General features: G+C 61.4%; 2 protein-coding genes and 1 pseudogene. 1 reads left to right on the top strand and 2 read right to left on the bottom strand.

Annotation, left to right across the window (positions count from 1 at the left end):
- Window positions 1-183: pseudogene (locus tag E3O56_RS16095) on the top strand (hypothetical protein); the annotation flags it as partial.
- Between the two features lie 183 nt (window positions 184-366).
- Here E3O56_RS16095 and preA read toward each other — a convergent pair.
- Both preA and E3O56_RS16085 read right to left on the bottom strand, forming a co-directional pair.
- On the bottom strand, window positions 367-1,641 hold the full coding sequence (preA, locus tag E3O56_RS16090) for an NAD-dependent dihydropyrimidine dehydrogenase subunit PreA (protein WP_103734440.1): 1,275 nt from the start codon (window positions 1,639-1,641) through the stop codon (window positions 367-369).
- On the bottom strand, window positions 1,641-2,576 hold a 936-nt coding region (locus E3O56_RS16085; RefSeq protein WP_248128548.1), incomplete at its 5' end, for an FAD-dependent oxidoreductase. The genes E3O56_RS16085 and preA, both read right to left, overlap by 1 nt.

The raw sequence follows: 2,576 nt of genomic DNA, 5'->3' as shown, positions 1-2,576 counted from the left end.
AAATCCATGGCGGATTACGGGCACACCGAGCCTGGGCGAGGTGCCGAGTGGTGGGGCAAGAGCGTTTTGGTTACTTTTGCGCTTTTTTCAAAAGTGACCCGCTGTAAGAGCGGAACCAATAGTGGCCGTTACCTAAATAACGGATATGTACTCGGTTTGATCCGGCATCCTGGTCGGCCCTAAGGCCGCCATCGGGAGCAAGTCGAATCGTCGCACCGCCCCTCCCACAGGGACAGCGCCATACCAGAAGTTGTGTAGATACCCATGCCCATCGCAGGCAAGCCAGCTCCCACATTCGACTGCATTCCTTCAGACAAAATGCGGTCAACTGTGGGAGCTGGCTTGCCTGCGATAGCGGTCTAAAGGCTACACAGCTTCCCGATACGGATTACGCGGATCTTGCGTCCAATTCAAAAATGGCTTGCCGGTGTCCATCGGCACCATCTCGATGCAGTCCGCCACCGGGCAGGTGATCTGGCACAAGTTGCAGCCCACGCACTCATCATCAATCACTTCATACTTATGCGTGCCGTCCGCCTGTTTCAAACTGGCGATCGCCTGGTGTGAAGTGTCCTCACAGGCAATGTGACAACGCCCACAACCGATACACGCCGCCTGATCGATCTTGGCGATCACCTGGTAGTTGATATCCAGGTACTTCCAATCCGTGGTGTTACCCACGGCCCGCCCGGAAAAGTCCTGCAGGCTGGTGTAACCCTGGCTGTCCATCCATCGCGACAGCCCGTCCTTCATCTCGTCCACAATCCTGAAGCCATGCAGCATCGCCGCCGTGCACACCTGCACTGCGCCACAGCCCAGGGCGACGAATTCCGCTGCATCGCGCCAGTTGCCGATACCGCCGATGCCGCAGATCGGCAAGCCCTGGGTCTGCGGGTCACGAGCGATTTCGGCGACCATGTTCAGGGCGATCGGCTTGACCGCCGAACCGCAGTAACCGCCGTGGGTACTCTGGGTGCCGACCACCGGCAGGGCGACCATGCGCTCCAAATCCACGCTGGTGATGGAATTGATGGTGTTGATCAACGACACCGCGTCCGCGCCGCCGCGATACGCTGCCCGCGCCGCCACGCGGATGTCGGTGATGTTGGGCGTGAGCTTGACGATCACCGGCAGCGAGCAATATGTCTTGCACCAGCGTGTCACCTGTTCCACATACTCCGGCACCTGGCCGACCGCTGCGCCCATGCCACGTTCGGGCATCCCGTGGGGGCAGCCGAAATTCAACTCGATGCCGTCGCAGCCGGTCGCCTCCACCAGAGGCAGGATGTTTTTCCAGGACTCCTCAACACATGGCACCATCAGCGATACGATCAGTGCACGGTCAGGCCAGTCCTTTTTCACCTGAGTGATTTCCCGCAGGTTGATCTCCAGGGAGCGGTCGGTGATCAGTTCGATATTGTTGATTCCCAGCACTTCACGATTCGCCCCGAAATGCGCCGAGTAGCGTGACGACACGTTCACCGCCGCCGGGTCTTCGCCCAGGGTTTTCCACACCACGCCACCCCAGCCGGCTTCGAACGCACGGACCACGTTGTAGGCTTTGTCGGTGGGCGGCGCGGAGGCCAGCCAGAATGGATTGGGGGCTTTGATACCGGCGAATACAATCGAGAGATCGGCCATTACGCAGCCTCCACATTCAGCATGAGTTGGGCGTGCATGGCCTCGGCGGCCAGCTTGCCGTGTTGCACGGCCTGCACGGTAAGGTCCTGGCCAAGGCTGACGCAATCGCCGCCGGCATACACGCCGGGGATACTGGTACGCAGCTGTTCATCGACAAAGATGCGCTCGCCCACGCGGTGCAGTTGCTGGGCCAGCGGGTCGTGCAGTGCGTCGTTGTCAAAGCCTTGGCCGATGGCCTTGAAGATCGCATCGGCGGCCAGTTCGAAGGTTTCCCCCGTCGGTAGCAAGCGACCATTTTCCAGGTGGGTGCGGGCCAGGCGCATACCGCGTACGCGGCCCTGGTCGTCGAGCAACACCTCGTCGGGTTGGGCCCAGGTCAGCAGCCGCACTTGATTGGCCTTGGCAATGTCTTGTTCGTGTTGGGTCGCGCCCATGTCCGCCAGGCCACGGCGGTATACAAGGTTTACCTCGCGGGCACCGAGGCGGGCCATTTGCACGGCCATGTCGATGGCGGTATTGCCCGCGCCGAGCACGATGCAGCGGTCGGCCAGGGGCAGTTGGGTGAGGTCATCGGCCTGGCGCAGCTCGCGGATGTAGTCGGTGGCGGCGAGCAGGCCGGGGGCGTCTTCGTGGGCCAAGCCGAGCTGTTTGCTGGCCGCCAGGCCGAGGCCGAGGAACACCGAATCGAATTGCTGATGCAGTTCGCTCAAGGTCAGATTGTCGCCCAGGCGCTGGCCATGGCGGATTTCGATGCCGCCTACTTGCAGAAGGAAATCCAGTTCTTTCTGAGCAAAATCATCCACCAGCTTGTACTTGGCGATCCCGTATTCATTCAGGCCGCCGGCTTTCTCCTGCGCTTCGAAAACCACCACGTCATGGCCGTGCAACGCGGCGCGGTGGGCGCAGGCCAACCCCGCCGGCCCGGCGCCGACCAC

It is taken from the genome of Pseudomonas sp. W2Aug9 (genome assembly GCF_023127755.1).
Classification (GTDB): domain Bacteria; phylum Pseudomonadota; class Gammaproteobacteria; order Pseudomonadales; family Pseudomonadaceae; genus Aquipseudomonas; species Aquipseudomonas synxantha_A.
The sequence above is the reverse complement of the archived record's forward strand: the minus strand, read 5'-3'. Positions and strand labels throughout refer to the sequence as shown.

Bases quoted from the DNA above. Each gene is read 5' to 3' on its own strand.
- preA (WP_103734440.1), bottom strand. From the start codon at position 1,641: ATGGCCGATCTCTCGATTGTATTCGCCGGTATCAAAGCCCCCAATCCA.